This is a genomic window from Pseudonocardia spirodelae (genome assembly GCF_037727765.1).
Classification (GTDB): domain Bacteria; phylum Actinomycetota; class Actinomycetes; order Mycobacteriales; family Pseudonocardiaceae; genus Pseudonocardia; species Pseudonocardia spirodelae.
In genome coordinates, this window is record NZ_JBBJUP010000010.1 from 86,294 (window position 1) to 103,839 (window position 17,546).

Annotated in this window: 17 protein-coding genes and 1 pseudogene; 10 read left to right on the forward strand and 8 right to left on the reverse strand. The window is 76.9% G+C overall.

Going from position 1 to position 17,546, the window contains the following annotated elements:
* The first annotated feature begins 66 nt into the window (after positions 1–66).
* The 5 genes from WJX68_RS13980 (at position 67) to WJX68_RS14000 (ending at position 3,106) form a co-directional block, all read left to right on the forward strand.
* The gene (locus WJX68_RS13980; protein ID WP_340290780.1) at positions 67–537 is read left to right on the forward strand and encodes a MarR family winged helix-turn-helix transcriptional regulator; all 471 of its coding nucleotides are present in this window, start codon (positions 67–69) and stop codon (positions 535–537) included.
* A 106-nt stretch (positions 538–643) separates the two neighbouring features.
* Positions 644–1,084 carry a MarR family winged helix-turn-helix transcriptional regulator gene (locus WJX68_RS13985; RefSeq protein WP_340290782.1) on the forward strand — a complete coding sequence of 147 codons (441 nt, stop codon included), beginning with the start codon at positions 644–646 and terminating at the stop codon, positions 1,082–1,084.
* Positions 1,081–2,340, forward strand: coding sequence for an MFS transporter (locus WJX68_RS13990; RefSeq protein WP_340290784.1), 1,260 nt, complete (start codon positions 1,081–1,083; stop codon positions 2,338–2,340). Before WJX68_RS13985 ends, WJX68_RS13990 begins: the two co-directional genes overlap by 4 nt.
* Positions 2,337–2,741 carry a fluoride efflux transporter FluC gene (locus tag WJX68_RS13995; RefSeq protein WP_340290786.1) on the forward strand — a complete coding sequence of 135 codons (405 nt, stop codon included), beginning with the start codon at positions 2,337–2,339 and terminating at the stop codon, positions 2,739–2,741. Before WJX68_RS13990 ends, WJX68_RS13995 begins: the two co-directional genes overlap by 4 nt.
* Positions 2,738–3,106, forward strand: coding sequence for a fluoride efflux transporter FluC (locus WJX68_RS14000; protein WP_340290788.1), 369 nt, complete (start codon positions 2,738–2,740; stop codon positions 3,104–3,106). Before WJX68_RS13995 ends, WJX68_RS14000 begins: the two co-directional genes overlap by 4 nt.
* An 18-nt stretch (positions 3,107–3,124) precedes the next feature.
* Here the strand turns inward: WJX68_RS14000 and WJX68_RS14005 are convergent, their stop codons facing one another.
* Positions 3,125–4,069, reverse strand: a complete 945-nt coding sequence (locus tag WJX68_RS14005) for a LysR substrate-binding domain-containing protein (RefSeq protein ID WP_340290790.1) — start codon at positions 4,067–4,069, stop codon at positions 3,125–3,127.
* Positions 4,070–4,113: 44 nt separating this feature from the next.
* Positions 4,114–4,197, reverse strand: a pseudogene (locus WJX68_RS25290) (mycothiol transferase); the annotation flags it as partial.
* Positions 4,198–4,328: 131 nt separating this feature from the next.
* On the opposite strand from WJX68_RS25290, the gene WJX68_RS14015 reads away from it, so the two are divergent.
* Positions 4,329–6,632, forward strand: a complete 2,304-nt coding sequence (locus WJX68_RS14015; protein WP_340290792.1) for a molybdopterin-dependent oxidoreductase — start codon at positions 4,329–4,331, stop codon at positions 6,630–6,632.
* 37 nt (positions 6,633–6,669) lie between these two features.
* Here WJX68_RS14015 and WJX68_RS14020 read toward each other — a convergent pair whose 3' ends face one another.
* The 3 genes from WJX68_RS14020 to WJX68_RS14030 all read right to left on the reverse strand — a co-directional run bounded on the left by WJX68_RS14020 (position 6,670) and on the right by WJX68_RS14030 (position 8,837).
* Positions 6,670–7,164: a DUF4188 domain-containing protein gene (locus WJX68_RS14020; RefSeq protein WP_340290794.1), complete on the reverse strand. Its 495-nt coding sequence runs from the start codon at positions 7,162–7,164 to the stop codon at positions 6,670–6,672.
* A 59-nt stretch (positions 7,165–7,223) separates the two neighbouring features.
* A complete protein-coding gene (locus WJX68_RS14025) occupies positions 7,224–8,408 on the reverse strand; it encodes a CaiB/BaiF CoA transferase family protein (protein WP_340290796.1) in 1,185 nt (394 codons plus the stop codon).
* Positions 8,409–8,474: 66 nt separating this feature from the next.
* Complete coding sequence (locus WJX68_RS14030) at positions 8,475–8,837, reverse strand: YchJ family protein (RefSeq protein ID WP_340290798.1); 363 nt, start codon at positions 8,835–8,837, stop codon at positions 8,475–8,477.
* Between the two features lie 123 nt (positions 8,838–8,960).
* On the opposite strand from WJX68_RS14030, the gene cobT reads away from it, so the two are divergent.
* The 3 genes from cobT to cobM are packed head-to-tail and all read left to right on the forward strand — an operon-like array spanning position 8,961 to position 12,641.
* Entirely contained in the window at positions 8,961–10,679 is a 1,719-nt protein-coding gene (gene cobT, locus WJX68_RS14035) for a nicotinate-nucleotide--dimethylbenzimidazole phosphoribosyltransferase (RefSeq protein ID WP_340290800.1), read from the forward strand.
* Positions 10,672–11,883, forward strand: coding sequence for a precorrin-6y C5,15-methyltransferase (decarboxylating) subunit CbiE (gene cbiE / locus WJX68_RS14040; RefSeq protein WP_340290801.1), 1,212 nt, complete (start codon positions 10,672–10,674; stop codon positions 11,881–11,883). The genes cobT and cbiE overlap by 8 nt, the downstream gene beginning before the upstream one ends.
* Entirely contained in the window at positions 11,880–12,641 is a 762-nt protein-coding gene (cobM, locus tag WJX68_RS14045) for a precorrin-4 C(11)-methyltransferase (protein WP_340290803.1), read from the forward strand. The genes cbiE and cobM overlap by 4 nt, the downstream gene beginning before the upstream one ends.
* On the opposite strand, the gene zwf is transcribed toward cobM, so the two are convergent.
* Together zwf and galK are read right to left on the reverse strand one after the other, a co-directional pair.
* Positions 12,635–14,149: a glucose-6-phosphate dehydrogenase gene (zwf, locus tag WJX68_RS14050; protein ID WP_340291000.1), complete on the reverse strand. Its 1,515-nt coding sequence runs from the start codon at positions 14,147–14,149 to the stop codon at positions 12,635–12,637. The two genes, cobM and zwf, sit on opposite strands and share 7 nt — an antisense overlap.
* 150 nt (positions 14,150–14,299) lie before the next feature.
* Positions 14,300–15,436 carry a galactokinase gene (gene galK / locus WJX68_RS14055; RefSeq protein ID WP_340290805.1) on the reverse strand — a complete coding sequence of 379 codons (1,137 nt, stop codon included), beginning with the start codon at positions 15,434–15,436 and terminating at the stop codon, positions 14,300–14,302.
* A 112-nt stretch (positions 15,437–15,548) separates the two neighbouring features.
* Here galK and WJX68_RS14060 point away from each other — a divergent pair, with 112 nt between their 5' ends.
* Positions 15,549–16,271: a GNAT family N-acetyltransferase gene (locus tag WJX68_RS14060; protein ID WP_340290807.1), complete on the forward strand. Its 723-nt coding sequence runs from the start codon at positions 15,549–15,551 to the stop codon at positions 16,269–16,271.
* Positions 16,272–16,284: 13 nt separating this feature from the next.
* On the opposite strand, the gene WJX68_RS14065 is transcribed toward WJX68_RS14060, so the two are convergent.
* Complete coding sequence (locus WJX68_RS14065) at positions 16,285–17,463, reverse strand: ROK family transcriptional regulator (RefSeq protein ID WP_340290809.1); 1,179 nt, start codon at positions 17,461–17,463, stop codon at positions 16,285–16,287.
* Between the last annotated feature and the right edge of the window lie 83 nt (positions 17,464–17,546).

Genomic DNA, 17,546 nt, shown 5'->3' on the forward strand with positions numbered 1-17,546 from the left:
GTAGCCGTGGCGCGCCGGACGACGGGTTCGGATGAACTCCGGACGTCGAGCGCTTACCCTGTGGGAATGACCGAGCCCGGAACCGTTGCGCCGCTGGCGCTCGACGAGCAGCTCTGTTTCGCGCTCCACTCGGCGTCCCGGGCCATGACCGGGTGCTACCGCCCGATCCTGGACTCGATCGGTCTCACCTACAGCCAGTACGCGGTGCTGCTGGTCCTGTGGGTCGAGGAGACGGTGCCCCAGCGCGAGCTCGGGGAGCGGATGTTCCTCGACAGCGGCACGCTCTCGCCGATGCTGACCCGCCTGGAGGGCCACGGCCTGGTCACCCGCGCCCGCCGCCCCGACGACGAGCGGACCGTGCAGGTCTCGCTGACCGACAAGGGCAAGGCGCTGCGCGAGCAGGCCGCCGCCGCCCAGGAGGAGGTCATCGCGGCCACCGGGATGTCCCGCGACGAGCTCTTCCGGATGCGCGACGACCTGCAGCGCCTCGCCGCGCACCTGCGCGCGGGCGACGCGGGGACCGCCGCGGTCTCCTGAGCCCCGCGCCGGTCCGGGCCGGTCCGCGCCGGTCCGCGCCGGTCGCAGGTGTGGGCCGACCGTTGCACGGGTATATGCTTGCCGACAGGCAAGCGTATGGAGTGCGATGAGCGACCTCGACCCCGACGAGCTGGCGCGGCTGCGCGTGGACCTCGCCCGGATCTCGCGCGGCCTCGACCGCGCCACCCGCGGAGCCGACCTCACCCGCAGCGCGACGTCGGTGCTGGGCACCGTCGCGGTGCGCGGGCCGATCGGGATGGGGGAGCTCGCCGCCGTCGAGGGGCTCAACCCCACGATGCTGTCCCGCCTCGCCGGCAAGCTCGAGGCGGCCGGGCTGCTGGTGCGCGACGCCGACCCCGCCGACGGGCGCGCGGTGCGCGTCGCGGTCACCGAGGCCGGCGCCGCCGAGCACGCCCGGCGCCGCGCGGAGCGCACCCGGCTGCTCGGCGCGCACGTCGCCGCGCTGGCCCCCGAGCACGTCGACCGGCTGCGGGCGGCGCTGCCCGCCCTCGACGCGCTCGCCGCGGCCCTGCGGGACGCGCGGTGAGCGCCGCCCCCGCCGCCGCGTCGCGGCCGCTGCTGGCCCGCACCTTCGCCGCCCTGTCCGGGCGCAACTACCGGCTCTGGTTCGGCGGCCAGTCGGTCTCGCTGGTCGGCACCTGGATGCAGTCGATCGCCCAGTCCTGGCTGGTGTACGAGCTGACCGGCTCCGCGGCCGTGCTCGGCACCGTCGTCGCCGTGCAGACCCTGCCCACCCTGCTGCTCGGTCCCTACGCCGGGGTGTGGGTGGACCGGGTCGACCGCCGCCGGCTCATGGTCGGGCTGCAGACGATGATGGGCCTGCAGGCCGCCGCGCTGGCCGCGCTCACCCTCACCGGGACGGTCGCGCTGTGGCACGTCTACGTGCTGGCCGCGGTGCTCGGGCTCAACAAGGCCTTCGAGAACCCGGCCCGGCAGGCGTTCGTGCAGGAGCTCGTCGGGCGCGACGACCTGCGCAACGCCGTGTCGCTCAACTCGGTGCTGGTCAACGCGGCCCGCGCGGTCGGACCGGCCGTCGCCGGCGCGGTGATCGTCGCGGGCGGGACGGGCATCTGCTTCGCGCTCAACGCCGTCAGCTTCGTCGCCGTGGTGGCCTCGCTGCTGCGCCTGGACGTCTCCGCGCTCACCCCGACCGAGCCCGCCCGGCGCGGGCCCGGCCAGCTGCGGGAGGGGTTCGCCCACGTGCGCGGCAACCCCGAGCTGCTGGTCCCGCTGGTGATGATGGCGCTGGTCGGCTGCCTGGCCTACGAGTTCCCGGTGGTGCTGCCGGTGGTGGCCTCGCAGACGTTCGGCGGCGACGCGGGGACCTACGGCTGGCTGACCGGCGCGATGGGCGTCGGCGCCGTGGCCGGCGGGCTCGTCGTCGCCGGGCGCGGACGCACCGGGGTGCCCGCGCTGGTGCGCAGCGCGCTGCTGTTCGCGCTGGTCCTGGCCCTCGCCGCGGCCGCGCCGTCGCTGTGGGTGGCGCTGGTCGCGATGGCGCTGGTCGGGATGGCGAGCGTGGCGTTCATGGCGGGCGGCAACTCCACGCTGCAGCTCGCGTCGGCCCCGCACATGCGCGGGCGGGTGATGGCGCTGTGGTCGGTGGCGTTCCTGGGCTCCACCCCGGTCGGCGGGCCGGTCGCCGGCTGGGTCAGCGAGCACCTCGGCGGGCGCGGCGGGCTGGCGCTCGGCGCCGCGGCCTGCCTGGCCGCGGCCGCCATCGGGTGGCCCGCCGCCCGCCGGGCGGCCCGCGCCGAGCGCGCCGCGGCGGCGGCGTCGTGAGCGCGGCACCGGGCCGGGGTCCCACCCTCGCGGTGATCGCCGCCGGCGGTGTCGTCGGCGCCGAGGCGCGCTGGGCGCTCGGGCTGGCCGGACCGCCCGCCCCGTGGACGACGCTGACGATCAACGTGACCGGCTGCCTGCTGATGGGGGTGCTGATGGTGCTGGTCACCGAGCGGTACGCCGCACACCCGCTGGTGCGCCCGGCCCTCGGGGTCGGGGTGCTCGGCGGGTACACGACGTTCTCCACCTACGCCGTCGACGTCGCGACCCCGGCGTTCGGCTCGCCCGCCTCGATCGCGCTGATGGCCGCCACCCCGGTGCTCGCGCTCGCCGCGACCGCGGCCGGGGCGGCGTCGACCCGGGCGCTGACCCGGACGCCCGGCGGGGGAGGGGCCCGGTGACCGCGCTGCTCGTGGCACTGGGCGCGGCCGCCGGGGCCCCGCTGCGCTACCTCGTCGACTCCGCGGTGAAGGCCCGCACGCCCTCGGCGTGGCCGTGGGGCACCTGGGTGATCAACGTGTCCGGGTCGTTCCTGCTGGGCGGGGTCGTCGCGCTGACCCCGCTGCTGGGGCCCGGGACCGCCGCCCTGGCGGGCACCGGCTTCTGCGGGGCGTTCACCACCTACAGCACGTTCGGCTGGGAGACGCTGTCGCTCCTCGAACGCGGCCGGATCGGGCTCGGCGCCGGCTACGCGGCGGCCAGCGCGGTCGCCGGGGTCGGCGCGGCCCTGGCCGGGCACGCCGTCGCCGGCGCGCTGCTCGGCTGAGGGCGCGCCGCGGCCGGGTCAGCGGATCCGGCCGCCGGTGGCGATGCGCAGCAGGTCCCGGGCGGTGCCGCGCGGGGAGGTGCCGTCGCGCCAGACGGCGCGGAACTCCCGCGTCAGGTCGAGGCCGTGCACCGCGACGGTCACCAGCGACCCCGCGGCGACGTCGGCGGCGGCCACGGCCCGGCCCAGCACGGCCGCGCCGTCACCGGCGCGCACCGCGGCCCGCACGGCGGCGTCGGCGGCGTACTCGTGACGCGGTGCGGCGGGCGCGCCCACCCCGGCCCGCTCCAGCGCGGCCTCCAGGGCGGGGCGCGCCCCGGTGCGGGGCAGCCGGGTCAGCAGCGCGGTGGCGGCCAGCTCGGCGGCCTCGACGCCGTCGCCGCCGGCCCAGGGGTGCCCGGGCGCCACCACGAGCACCAGCGGGTCGGACACCACCGTCGCGGCGTGCAGGTCCGGCAGCGGGCCCGGGGTCGCGACGACGCCGACCGCCGCCGCGCCGTCGCGGACCGCGGCCGCCGGGTCGTCGGTGTCGAGCAGGGTGACCCGCCCGCCGGGGCCGTCGCGCAGCTCCACCAGCCAGCCCTGCAGCAGCCCTTCGGCGACGACCGGCCCTGCGGCCAGTACGACGGCGTCGGCCCCCGCGCCGGTGCCGGCGTCCGGCGCGGTCCCGGTGCGCAACGCGGCGACGGCGACGTCGAGGTCGGCGGCCGCGTCGAGCAGCGGCCCGGCCCACTCGACGAGCAGTACCCCGCGGGTGGTGAGCCGGCTGGAACGGCGCCCGCGCCGGCCGCGCTCCAGTACCGGGCCCCCGGCCTGCTGCTCGGCGGCCCGGATCCGCGCCGACGCGGCCTGCACCGTCAGCCCGAGCCCCTCCGCGGCGGCGGCCAGGCTGCCGGTGCAGGCGATGTCGCGGAGCAGGGTGAGCGCGGTCAGGTCGGGGACGCGTGCGGGTGCGGATGCCATCGCGGCCAGCGTATGGGGCCGCGCGGCGGGTCCGGCGCCCGCGGTCAGACGCCGAGCAGTCCGCGCAGGTAGGCGGCCTGCCCGGCGTGCTGCAGGTCGTCGCCGAGCACGCTGACCAGGCGCTCGCCCGGGCCGTCCACCACCTCCCGCACCAGCCCGTCGACGCGCCCGACGTGGTCGGCCGGCAGTTGCGCAGCGGTCCTGACGGCGCCTGCGTTCCCGTAGGCGGCGGCGGGCATGCGGGTTACGGTGGTCGGCGGTGACCGAGAATCCGAGGACCCACAGCGCGCACTGGGGCGTGTTCACCGCCCGCTGGGACGGCCGACGGCTGCGGGTCCGCCCGCACCCGGGTGACCCCGACCCGTCCCCGGTGCTGGACAACGTGCCCGCCGCGGTCGGGCACGCCGCACGCGTCGCCGCGCCCGCGGTCCGCCGCGGGTGGTGGGACCGCGGTCCGGGCCGCGACCCGGACCGGGGCCGCGACGGGTACCGGACGGTGTCCTGGGACGCGGTGCTGGACCGGCTCGCCGAGGAGACCCACCGGGTCCGCTCGACCCACGGCGACGCGGCCGTCTACGGCGGGTCCTACGGCTGGGCGTCGGCCGGCCGGTTCCACCACGCCCAGGGCCAGCTGCACCGCTTCCTCGCCGTCACCGGCGGCTACACCCGCTCGGTCAACACCTACTCCGGCGGCGCCGCGGAGGTGATCCTCCCGCAGGTGCTGGGCGCGTTCGACACGGTCACCCGCTACGCCGTCACCTGGGACCAGGTCGCGGCCCACACCGACACCGTGCTGGCGTTCGGGGGCATGGCGCTGAAGAACTCCGCGATCGCCGCCGGCGGGGTCAGCCGGCACGTCGAGCGGGGCGCCATGCGCGCGGCCAAGGACCGCGGCGCGGTGTTCGTGCTGGTCAGCCCGCTGCGCCCGGACCTGCCCGCCGAGGTCGACGCGGTCTGGCTGCCGATCCGGCCCGGCACCGACGTCGCGCTGATGCTGGCGCTGATGCACACCGTCGTCGAGGCGGGGTGGGCCGACACCGGGTTCCTCGACTCCCACTGCGACGGCTGGGAGCAGCTGCACCGCCACCTCGTCGCGGCCCCGGTGAAGGACGCGGCGTGGGCCGAGTCGATCACCGGCATCCCGGCGTCGTCGATCCGCGGGCTGGCCCGGCGCATCGCGCACGGGCGCACCCTGGTCACCGTCGCGCAGTCGCTGCAGCGCGCCGAGCACGGCGAGCAGCCGGTCTGGGGCGGGACGGCGCTGGCCGCGGTCCTCGGCCAGATCGGGCTGCCCGGCGGCGGCTTCAACTACGGCCTCGGCTCGCTCGGGCACTACGGCCGCCCGCGCAACGCCGTCCCGGTGCCCACGTTCTCCCGCGCGCCGAACCCGGAGACCTCGTTCATCCCGGTCGCCCGCGTCGCGGACATGCTGCTGCACCCGGGGGAGCGCTACCTCTACCAGGGCGAGGAGCACACCTACCCGCACGTGCGGATGGCGTGGTGGGCGGGTGGCAACCCGTTCCACCACCACCAGGACCTGCGCCGGATGCGCCGCGCGGTCGCCGAGCTGGACACCTTCGTCGTGCACGACCCGATGTGGACGGCGACGGCCCGCCACGCCGACGTGGTGCTGCCCTCGACGACCACCCTGGAACGCGACGACATCGGCGCCACCAGCTCCGACCCGCTCGTCGTCGCGATGAAACAGCTCGTGCCGCGCCACGGCGAGGCCCGCGACGACTACGACGTGCTGTCCGACCTGGCGCACCGGCTCGGCCACGGCGACGCGTTCACCGAGGGCCGCTCGTCGCACGAGTGGCTGGTCCACATGTACGACCGCACCCGCAAGGGGCTCGCCGACCGGGGGCTGGACGCGCCGTCGTTCGAGGAGTTCTGGGAGCGCGGCGAGCTGGAGCTGCCGCAGCGCCCCGACGACGGCGGCGTGCTCGCCCGCTTCCGGGCCGACCCGCTGGCGCACCCGCTGCCCACCGAGTCCGGGCGCGTGCAGGTGGCCTCGGCCCGGATCGCCGCGCTCGGGCTGCCCGACCACCCCGGCCACCCGGCCTGGGTGGAGCCGACCGAGGTCCCCGACGGGCGCCACCCGTTCTGGCTGGTGTCCAACCAGCCCGCCACCCGGCTGCACTCCCAGCTCGACTTCGGGGCGCACTCGGCGGGGGCCAAGCGCTCCGGGCGCGAGGTGGTCCGGGTGCACCCCGACGACGCGGCCGCGCTGGGCGTCGGCGACGGCGACGTCGTGCGGATCCACAACGACCGCGGCGCCTGCCTGGCCGCGGTGCGGGTCAGCGACGACATCCGCCCCGGCGTGCTGCAGCTGCCCACCGGGGCGTGGTGGGACCCGCGCCCGGACCCCGAGCGGCCCGAGCTCGGCGACGACGGGCTGTGCGTGCACGGCAATCCGAACGCCGTCACCCGAGACCGCGGGACCTCGGCCTACGCCCAGGGCTGCAGCGGCCAGCTGTGCGCGGTGGCCGTGTCGCGCTACCCGCACGACCCGCCGGAGGTCACGGCGCACACCGCGCCGGTCGCGCCCGCCACGCCGTGACCGGCCCGGGCCCGGTGCGGGCTCCGGGGCCGGGACCTCAGGCGGGACGCGGGGCCCGCCGGGACGCGGCCAGGCGCCGGTTCCCGCCCTCGGACCCGGCGTCGACGGGGCGCACCCCCAGTGCCCTGGCGAGCCCCGAGGGCGGCATGTCGCCGTAGATCGTCTCGAACTCGCGGACGACGAAGGTCTCGTGCCAGATCCCGACCGCGCCGGGCACCGCGCGGGCGCGGCGGTTGAACTCCGCCCAGGCAGGGCGGTGCAGCGCGGTGGTGTCGTTCGCGTAGGCGTAGAGCGAGTCCCGGTCGCGCCAGTACTGGACCACCAGCGGCCCGCCCGCGCCGACGGTGAGGCGGTGCCCGAGCAGGCCGGAGCCGGGGTCGCGCTCCAGCTCGGCGAGCATCCGTGGCATCGCGGTGAAGACCGGCCACCACGCGTCGACCCGCCAGGGGCGGTTGAGACGCATCCCGATCAGGAACACGACGATCTCGTCGTCGTCGGTCGGCTCGTTGGTCGTGCGGTCGTACTGCGCCATCGTCCGCTCCCTGCGCCGGGTGTGTGGATACCCAGGCTATCCGATTATGGCGAGCGACGCTATCCGTCGGTGCGGAGCCAGGCCAGGACCGCCGCGGAGTCGGCGCCCAGCGGCGGGGGCGAGCGGCGGTAGGAGGGCGGGGTCCTCGACCAGGTCACCGGGTTGCGCACGGTCGGGACGGCGGCGGCGTCGTCGGCGCGCACGACGGGCTCGAGGCCGAGCTCCTCGGCGAGGGCGACGCCGCCGTCGACGGAGTTGATCGGCCCGCAGGGCACGCCCGCCGCGGTGATCGCGTCGTACCACTCGCGGGCGGTGCCGGTGGCGAGGCGGGCGCGCAGCCGCTGCTCGATCTCCTCGCGGTGGGCGATCCGGCCGGACATGGTCGCGAAGCGCGGGTCCTCGGCCATCGCCGGGTCGCCGAGGACGGTGGCGAGCTTGCGGAACTGGCCGTCGTTGCCGGCGATGACGATCAGGTCCCCGTCGGCGGTGGGCATCGGCTGGTAGGGGAAGACGCTGGGGTGCGCGTTGCCCATCCGGGTGCCGACGGCGCCCGCGGCGACGACGGCCTCGGTCTGGTTGACCAGGGTCGACATCGCGACCGACAGCAGGTTCGTCTCGAGCAGCTGGCCCTCACCGGTGCGTTCGCGGTGGCGCAGCGCGGCGCAGACGGCGAGCGCGGCGTGCAGCCCGGTGAGGACGTCGAACACCGCGACACCGGCGCGGTACGGGGTGCCGTCCGGCTCCCCGGTGAGGCTCATCAGCCCGGACACGGCCTGCACGAGCAGGTCGTAGCCCGGCAGGTGGGCGCCGCCGCGGGCGCCGAAGCCGGAGATCGAGCAGTAGACGACGGCCGGGTTGGCGGCGGCGACGGTGGGGTGGTCGAGGCCGAAGCGGGCCAGGCCGCCGGGCTTGAAGTTCTCGACGACGACGTCGGCCCGGCGCGCCAGCTCCTGCGCCGCCGCGAGGTCGTCGGGGTCGGTGAGGTCGAGGACCACCGAGCGCTTGTTCCGGTTGATCGACAGGTAGTACGTCGCGATCTCGCCCTGCTCGGGGTCGCTGACCACCGGGGGCTTCCAGGTGCGGGTGTCGTCCCCGCCGGGCCCCTCGACCTTGATCACGGTCGCGCCGAGGTCGGCCAGCATCATGGTCGCGTAGGGGCCGGCGAGGACGCGCGAGAAGTCGGCGACCAGCACGCCGTCGAGCGGTCCGCCGGTGGGCTCGTCGCCGAGCGGGGAATGATCCACGTCCCGGCACGCTAGCCGCGCCCCGGCGGGGACGACAGTCGCACCGGTCACGTGCCGGGCCGGGGCTCAGGGCGTGACGTCGCCGTCCACGTAGAACCACCGCCCGTCCTCGCGCACGAACCGGCTCCGCTCGTGCAGCACGCCGTCGACCCGGTGCGCCCGGAACTCCACGACCCCCTCGGTCGCGAACATCGACCCGCCCGCGCGGTCGACGATCTCCAGCCCGGTCCACACCGAGCCCGGCTCGGGCCGCAGCCGCCGCGGCCGCGTCGAGGGGTGCCACGACGCCAGCAGGTACGCCGCGTCGCCGCGCACGAAGGCGGTGTAGCGGCTGCGCATCAGCGTCTCCGCGGTGGGCGCCGGGCGGCCGTCGAGCACCGGTCCGCAGCAGTCGTCGAGGGGGCGGCCGGTGCCGCAGGGACAGCGCACGGCCCGAGCATGCCCCAGCCCTCCTGTGAGGTGCCCGACCGGCTCCGTCACGACGGTTGACCATCCGCACAGACGTGTGGTCGGCTCATCCGCCGTGCCGCGCAGCCAGGAGGTCCTACCGACGTGACGGAGTTCTACGACGTCCTGCACTCCCGTCGCGACGTGCGCACCGGGTTCCGGCCCGACCCGGTCGACGACGACGCGCTCACCCGGGTCCTGCAGGCCGCGCACGCCGCCCCGAGCGTCGGGTTCTCCCAGCCGTGGGACTTCGTCCTGGTCCGCGACGCCGGCGTCCGTGAGCGGGTGCACGCGCTGGTCGAGGCCCAGCGCGAGCGCTACGCCGCGTCCCTGCCGGCCCCGCGCGCGGAGGCGCTGCGCCGCATCCGGGTCGAGGCGATCCGGGAGACGCCGCTCAACGTCGTCGTCACCGCCGACGCCACCCGCGGCGGCCGGCACACCCTCGGGCGCCACGAGCGCCCCGAGATGGGCCCCTACTCCGCGGCGCTGGCCGTGCAGAACCTGTGGCTGGCCGCCCGCGCCGAGGGCCTCGGCGTCGGCTGGGTGTCCTTCTTCGGCGACGACGGCCTGACCGAGCTGTCCGCGCTGCTCGGTCTGCCCGCCCACGTCGAGGTCGTCGCCTACCTGTGCGTCGGGCACGTCGACGCGTTCCCCGACCGGCCCGAGCTGGAGGGGCACGGCTGGGCGCGGCGCCGCCCGCTCGACTGGGCCGTGCACCAGGAGACCTGGGGCGCCCGCGGGCTGCCCGGCGCCGCGCCCGTCGCGCTGCTGGACTCGACCCTGGCCGCGATCACCCCCGTCGACGACGCCGCCCGCGCCGCCGCCCGCGACCGGCTCGACCGCATGACCAAGCCCCGCGGCGCGCTCGGCCGCGTCGAGGACGTCGCCGTCGCGCTGGCGGGGATCGCGGGCGCCGAGGTGCCGCCCGTGCCGTCCCCGGCCGCAGTCGCGGTGTTCGCCGGTGACCACGGGGTGCACGCCCAGGGCGTGACGCCGTGGCCGCAGGAGGTCACCGCGCAGATGGTCGCGAACTTCACCGCGGGCGGCGCCGTGGTGAACGCCTTCGCCCGCCAGCTCGGCGCGGAGGTGCTCGTCGTCGACGTCGGGGTCGCCGCCGACCTCGACCCGGTGCCGGGCCTGCTGCCGCGCAAGGTCGCCCGCGGCACCGCCGACATGACCACCGGGCCCGCGATGACCCGCGAGCAGGCCCGGGCCGCGCTGGAGCACGGCATCGAGGTCGCCCGCGACCTCGTGGCCGCCGGGAACCGCTGCCTGCTCACCGGCGACATGGGCATCGCCAACACCACGGCCGCGGCCGCGCTGGTGTGCGCGTTCACCGGGGCCGGCCCCGCCGTCGCCACCGGGCGCGGCACCGGCGTCGACGACGAGACCCTCGCCCGCAAGACCGAGGTCGTGCGCCGGGCGCTGGAGCTCCACCGCCCCGACCCGGCCGACCCGCTCGGGGTGCTGGCCGCCGTCGGCGGGTTCGAGCACGCCGGGCTCGCCGGGTTCGTCCTGGGCGCCGCCGCGCTGCGCACCCCGGTCCTGCTCGACGGCGTCATCGCCGGGTCCGCCGCGCTCGTCGCCGCCGCGCTCGCCCCGGCCGCCGCCGGGTACTGCCTCGGCGGGCACCGCTCCGCCGAGCCGGGCGGCGCGCTCGCCCTGGACCACCTCGGGCTGGCCCCGCTGCTGGAGCTCGACATGCGCCTCGGCGAGGGCACCGGCGCGCTGCTCGCGCTGCCGGTGCTGCAGGGCGCGGCGCGGGCGATGGCCGACGTCGCGACCTTCGACGCCGCCGGGGTCACGGACAAGACCGGTGGGTGACCCGCTCACCGTCGTCGGGATCGGCGCCGACGGCTGGGCCGGGCTGCCCGCCACCCACCGCGACGCGCTGCGCGACGCCGAGGTGCTGCTCGGCGGGCCCCGCCAGCTCGACCTGGTCCCCGCCGAGGTCCGCGGCGAGCGCCGCGCCTGGCCGTCGCCGCTGGTCCCGGCGCTGCCGGGCGTCCTGGACTCCCTCGCCGGGCGCCGCGTCGCGGTCCTCGCCTCCGGTGACCCCATGTTCTTCGGCATCGGCGCGACGCTCGCCCGGGTCGCCGGGCCGGACCGGCTGCGGGTGCTGACCCACCCGTCGTCGGTCGCGCTGGCGTGTGCGCGGCTCGGGTGGGGCGCCGAGCACGTCACGGCGCTCAGCGTCGTCGGGCGCCCGCTCGACGCGCTGCGCCGGGCGCTGGCGCCGGGGGCCCGGCTGGTCGTGCTGTCGGCCGGCGCGGCCTCGCCGCAGGAGATCGCCACGCTGCTCACCGGCGCCGGCTGGGGCGGGACCCGGATGACCGTGCTGGAACGCCTCGGCGCCCACGACGAGCGCGCCGTCACCGGCACCGCCGCGACCTGGCGCGGCGAGTCCGACGCGCTCAACGTCGTCGCCCTCGACTGCCGCCCCGACGACGGCCTCGTCCCGCCGGGGGAGACCCCCGGCCTGCCCGACGCGAGCTACGACCACGACGGCCAGCTCACCAAGCGCGAGGTCCGCGCGGTCACCCTCGCCCACCTCGCGCCCCGCCCCGGCGAGCTGCTGTGGGACGTCGGCGCCGGGTCCGGCTCGGTCGGCATCGAGTGGATGCGCGCCCACCCGCGGTGCCGGGCGATCGCCGTCGAGTCCCGGCCCGGACGCGCCGAGCGGGTCGCGGCGAACGCCGCCGCGCTCGGCGTCCCCGGGCTGCGGGTGGTGACCGGGCGGGCGCCGGATGCGCTCGCCGGGCTGGACACGCCCGACGTCGTGTTCGTCGGCGGCGGGCTGACCGGCGAGGGCGTACTCGACGCCTGCCTCGCGGCGCTGCCCCGCGGCGGACGGCTGGTCGCGAACGCGGTCACGACCGCGACCGAGGCGGCGCTGGCCGCCGCGCACGCCGCGCACGGCGGCGAGCTGGTCCGGGTGCAGGTCGCCCGCGCCGTGCCGGTCGGCGGCTTCCACGGATGGCGGCCCGCCATGCCGGTGACCCTCTGGAGCTGGAGGAACGACCTGTGACGGTGCACTTCATCGGGGCCGGACCCGGCGCGGTCGACCTGCTGACCCTGCGCGCCCGCGACCTGATCGCGGCGTCGCCGGTGTGCCTGTACGCGGGCAGCCTGGTGCCGCCGGAGATGCTGGCGATCTGCCCGCCCGGCGCCCGCACCGTGGACACCGCGCTGATGACCCTCGACGAGATCATCGACGAGATGGTGCGCGCGCACCGCCACGGTCTCGACGTCGCCCGCCTCGCCTCCGGCGACCCCTCGGTCTTCTCGGCGATGGCCGAGCAGATGCGCCGCCTGGAGGCCGAGGGCGTGCCCTACGACGTGTGCCCGGGCGTACCCGCCTACGCGGCCGCGGCCGCCGCGCTGGGCCGGGAGCTGACCGTCCCCACCGTCGCGCAGACCGTGACGCTGACCCGGATCGCGGCCCGGGCCACCCCGATGCCCGAGCACGAGGGGCTGGAGCAGCTGGGGACGGCGGGCGGGACGGTCGTGCTGCACCTGGCGGTGCACCGCATCGCCGAGGTCGTCGACGCCCTCGCCCCCGCCTACGGCGGCGACTGCCCGGCCGCGGTCGTCGCGCACGCCTCACGCGAGCACGAGATCGTGCTGCGCGGCACCCTGGAGCAGCTCCCGAAGGCCGTGGACGAGGCCGGGATCCAGCGCACCGCCGTGATCATCGTCGGCGAGGCGCTGGCGGCCCGGCACTTCCCGGACTCCCACCTCTACAGCTCCGGCCGCTGCCGCGGCCCGGAGACGCCCGGTCAGTAGTCCTCGTGCCAGGCCCGGCCGTCGCGCTCGATCAGCGCGGTGGCCGAGGCCGGGCCGTGGCTGCCCGCGGCGTACGGGCGCGGCCGCTGGTCGGTGGCCTCCCAGGTGCGCAGGATCGGCTCGGCCCACGTCCAGGCGGCCTCGATCTCGTCGCGCCGCATGAACAGCGTCGGGTTGCCGCGCAGGACGTCCATCAGCAGGCGCTCGTAGGCGTCGGGCAGGCGGTCGCCGAAGGCGCGGGCGAAGGACAGGTCCAGCGGCGCCGGGATCGGGCGGATCCCGCCGGGGCCGGGCTGCTTGGCCGTCATGTGCAGGCGGACGCCCTCGTCGGGCTGCAGCCGCAGCACCAGCCGGTTCGCCGGAATCTCCTCGCCGAACGCGGGGAAGATCGAGTGCGGGACCGGCTTGAACTGCACCACGATCTCCGACGCGTGGGTCGCCAGCCGCTTTCCGGTGCGCAGGTAGAACGGCACGCCCGCCCAGCGCCAGTTCGCGACCTCGGCGCGCAGGGCCACGAACGTCTCGGTGGAGGACCGCTCGCGCTCGCGCGGGGTCCCGGCCCGGGACTCGGCCAGCTCGGTCGCGTAGCCGGGCACCGCGGTGCCGTCGACCAGGCCCTCGGCGTACTGGCCGCGGACGGTGTCGCGCACGACGTCGGGGCCGTCGAGCGGGCGCAGCGACTGCAGGACCTTCAGCTTCTCGTCGCGCACGCCCTCGCCGTCGATCTTGGCGGGGGGTTCCATCGCGACCAGGCACAGCAGCTGCAGCAGGTGGTTCTGCACCATGTCGCGCAGCGCGCCGGAGCCGTCGTAGTAGTCCGCGCGGTTCCCGACGCCGATCGACTCGGCCACGGTGATCTGCACGTGGTCGATCTGCGAGGCGTTCCAGAGCGGCTCGAACAGGGAGTTGCCGAAGCGCAGGACCAGCAGGTTCTGCACCGTCTCCTTACCGAGGTAGTGGTCGATCCGGTAGATCTGCTCCTCGGCGAACACCGAGCCGACCTCGTCGTTGATCGCCTTCGCCGACGCGAGGTCGGTGCCCAGCGGCTTCTCCAGCACGACGCGGGTGTGCTCGTCGACGATGCCGGCGGCCGCGCTGCCGACACAGATCCGCCCGAACAGCTGCGGGGCGGAGGCGAGGTAGAGGACCCGGGTGCGCCCGGCGGGGGCCCCGAGCAGGTCCGCGAGCAGCGACCAGTCGTCGTCGGCGACGTCGAGGGTCACGTGGTGCAGGCGGTCGAGGAACCGGCGGTGCTGCGCGTCGTCGGCGCAGGCCTCGGGGCCTGCCCAGCGCGGCGCGGTGCGCCGCAGCTCCGAGTCGACCTTGTCGCGGTAGCCGGGGTCGTCGAGACCGGACCGGGACACCGCGACGATGCGGGTGTCGTCGGCCAGCTGCCCGTCCCGGTCACGGAGGTAGAGCGCGGGCAGCAGCTTTCGCATCGCGAGGTCGCCGGTGCCGCCGAACACGACGACGTCGGCGGGATCCATGACGGGCAGGGGGTGCGGCATCACGAGCCGTCTCCTTGATCGAACGGGACCGGGTGGCCTGTCGGTCCGCGGGCAGCGGACTTCCGTACTGTACCGATTCGGATCCGTACTTCGAAAGCGGAACCCGGTACCGGCGGGCGGCCCGTCGCCGAGCGGTCGTGGGAACGGTGCTCAGAGCAGCCGGCCGGCCCCCGGTGACGGCGTCCCGGCGAACACCACCGGCTCGGTCCAGCCGCGCTCGGCGTAGGCCGCGGTCACGGCCGCGGTCACGGCCGGCACCCGGTCGGTGTCGGCGAGGGCGATGACACAGCCGCCGAACCCGCCGCCGGTCATCCGCGCCCCGGCCGCGCCGCCGTCGCGGGCGGCCTCCACGGCCACGTCGACGTGCGGCACGGTGATCTCGAAGTCGTCGCGCATCGAGGTGTGCGAGGCGTCGAGCAGCGGGCCGATCGCGCGCGGGTCGGCCCCGCCGGACAGCAGCCGCACGACCTCGAGCACCCGGGCGTTCTCGGTGACGACGTGGCGCGCGCGGCGGCGGATGCGCTCGTCGCCGATCCGCTCCAGGTCCTGCGGGCCGGCGTCGCGCAGCGCGGCGACACCGAGTGCGGCGGCCGCGGCCTCGCAGTCCGCGCGCCGGGCGCCGTACTCGCCGCCCGCGTGCGCGTGCGGTGCGCGGGTGTCGACCACCAGCAGCTCCAGGCCGTGCGCGGGCAGGTCGAACGGGACGAGCTCGACGCGGTCGTCGCGGGTGTCGAGGAAGACCAGCCGTCCCTCGCGGCCGTGCATCGACGCCATCTGGTCCATGCCGCCGGTCGGGGCGCCGACGAACTCGTTCTCCGCGCGGCGGGCGATCCGGGCCAGCTCGGTCGGGCCGATCCGGGACCCGGCGAGCCCGGCCAGCGCGACCCCGACCGCGCACTCGACGGCGGCCGAGGAGGACAGTCCCGCGCCGACCGGCACGTCGGAGTCCAGCTCCAGCTCGACCTCGCCGAGCGGGTAGCCGGCCTCGCGGAAGGCCCAGCAGGTCCCGGCCACGTAGGCGGCCCAGCCCGGCACCTCCCCGGGCACGACGGTCGCGGCGGAGAACTCCACGGCGGCGCCGGGCTCCTGCACCGACCGGACGCGGCTGCGCGCGCCGGACGCGGGTGCCGCGGCGACGACGGCGCGCTGCGGCAGGGCGAAGGGCAGCACGAACCCGTCGTTGTAGTCGGTGTGCTCACCGATCAGGTTGACCCGGCCGGGGGCGAACCAGACCCCGGTCGGGGCGCTCCCGTGGCGGCTGGCGAAGGTCTCGGCGACGGCGGACATGGCGGCTCCGTGGGGGTGGTGCGGTGACGGTGGTGCGGTGACGGCGGTGCGGTGACGGCGGTGCGGGCGGGGTCCGTGCGGCCGGGGGACCGCGGGAGGCACGATGGTCACCGTGCCCGATCTCGCCGACGCCGTGGACCTCGCCCTGACCGACCCGGTGACGTCCGCGCTGCGCGGGCGGCTGCGCGCCTTCGGCGCCACCCGCGGCGGCGCCGCCCGCTTCGACGCGGACGTGTCGCCGTTCGGGGCGCTGCCGGCCGCGCCCGGTCCCGGGGACTGGGCCGACCTCGCGGCGCTGTGCGGCCCCGGCGCGGAGGTCGTGCTGGTGCGGCCCGGTGCCGGGCCGCCCGCGGTGCCGCCGGGCTGGGAGCTCGTGCGCGACTTTCCGGGCGTGCAGATGGACGGCGCCGCGGTGCGCGGCGCACCCGACCCCGACGCCGTCGAGCTCGGTCCCGGCGACCGCGCGGAGATGGCCCGGCTGACCGGGCGGACCCGTCCCGGGCCGTGGCTGGCGCGCACCGCGGAGATGGGCCGCTACCTCGGCGTGCGCCACGAGGGGCGCCTGGTCGCGATGGCGGGCGAGCGGATGCGCCTGGGCGGCGAGGGCCCGGCCGGCGCGACCGAGATCAGTGCCGTCTGCACCGACCCGGCGTTCCGCGGGCGCGGTCTGGCCCGGCGGCTGGTCGACGCGGTCGCGGCCGGGATCGTCGCGCGCGGGGAGCGGCCGGTGCTGCACGCCTCGGCCGTCAACCACGGGGCGATCCGGCTCTACCGCGCGATGGGCTTCACGCTGTCGCGCGACATGCGCTTCGACCTGCTGCGGACGCCGCACTGACCCGCGCGCCGGCTCAGGCCGACAGCGCGGCGTCGACGGCGCCGGGGGACAGCACCTCGTCGAGCACCAGGATCGCGCAGCCCATCACGCCGGACCGGCCGGTGAGCAGGCCCGGCTCGATGCGCAGGTTCTGCGTGGCCGCGGCCATCGAGCGCCGGTAGATCGCCTCGCGCACACCCGCGACCAGGGGGTCGAACGCCCCCACCAGGTCGCCCCCGATCGCGACCAGCGACGGGTTGACCAGGTTGACCGCGGCGGCGAGCACCTCGCCGAGCCGGCGCCCGGCGATGCGGACCAGGCGGACCGCGTCCGGGTCGCCGGACTTCACCAGCGCGACGACGTCGGCGATCGACTGCACCGGGCGGCCCGCGGCGGCGAGGTCGCGGACCAGCGCGCGGCCCGAGGCGAGCACCTCCAGGCAGTCGACGTTGCCGCAGCCGCAGCCCACGCCCGGCCCGTCGTGCACGGGGGTGTGCCCGATCTCGCCGGCCGCGCCCCAGGCACCGCGCTGCAGCGCACCGCCGCAGACCAGCCCGGCCCCGACCCCGGAGCCGATCTTGACCATGAGCAGGTCGTCGACGTCGGGGTGCGCGTCGTGCTCGGCCAGCGCCATCACGTTCACGTCGTTGTCGACCAGCACCGGCGCGGGGAAGCGGGTCGTGAGCAGCGGCGGCAGCGCGATGCGCTCCCAGCCGGGCAGCGCGGGCACGCCGACCGACCAGCCGCGTGCGCCGTCCACCGTGCCCGGGACCGACAGCCCGATGCCGCGGATCGAGGCGTCGTCGACCCCGGCGGTGAGCAGCAGCTTCTCCAGGCGGACCACGGCCTCGCCGAGCAGGTGCTCCGGTCCGGCCGAGGCCGCGATGTCGACGACCTCCTCGGCCAGCACCGTGCCCGACAGGTCGCACACCGCCGCCTTGGAACGGCTGACGCCGACCGAGAGCGCGAGCACGGTCCCGCCGGCGGCGTTGAACTCCAGCCGGGCGGCGGGGCGCCCGCCGGTCGCGGCGGCGCCGACGACCTCGGTCACCAGGCCGTCGGCGAGCAGGCGGTCGACGCGGGCGGCGACGGCGGTCCGGGACAGCCCGGTCTCGCGGCCGATCTCGGTCCGGGTGCCGGCCACGCCGTCCCGGACCAGCCGGAAGATCTCGCCCGCGGTCGCGGGCGCGCTGGTCGGGGTGCGTCCTCGCATTCGTCCAGTGAACCACAGGGCTTCGACCTGGTAAAACGCTGATCACGTCACACTTACGTCTTGTGAGTACCGAAGCAAGTGGA